2 pseudogenes are annotated in these 449 nt (G+C 60.8%); both read left to right on the forward strand.

The window, feature by feature from the left end:
• Positions 1-189: pseudogene (locus tag EN932_RS37685) on the forward strand (N-acetyltransferase); the annotation flags it as partial.
• Between the two features lie 121 nt (positions 190-310).
• Positions 311-449, forward strand: a pseudogene (locus tag EN932_RS39435) (tRNA pseudouridine(38-40) synthase TruA); the annotation flags it as partial.

Here is a 449-nt window from a genome sequence, read left to right on the forward strand (position 1 = left end):
GGTGGTGAGACGCTGGCCGTGGTGCTGGGCGACCCCACCTATTACGGGCGTTTCGGCTATAGCCACACGCGTGCCGAGAACTTCGAAAGCGAATACCAGGGCGAAGCGCTGCAGGCGCTGGCCTGGGGTGACGCACCAGAAGCAGGCAGGCTGGTCTACGCCTCCGCCTTCACCGCTCTCGCCGCGTAGAACAGTCCGCCGTTTTCACGGAAACGGCGAACTGCACTCCTCTTTGTTTTAACGCAATTCCGAACGGAAAACCGTTTCACACTTTTCCTGGAATTGCTCGAGGCGAGAGCTCTAGCCGCAAATGCCGCGTTTTCGCCTCGACATCGAGTATGACGGCAGCCTGTTTGCCGGCTGGCAGCACCAGGCGGATCAGCCTTCGGTGCAGCAGGCGATCGAGCAGGCGATCGAAAAATTCTGCGGCGAAGCGATCAGGCTGCGCG

This window comes from Mesorhizobium sp. M7A.F.Ca.US.002.01.1.1 (assembly GCF_004022955.1).
In the GTDB taxonomy this organism is placed as follows: domain Bacteria; phylum Pseudomonadota; class Alphaproteobacteria; order Rhizobiales; family Rhizobiaceae; genus Mesorhizobium; species Mesorhizobium ciceri.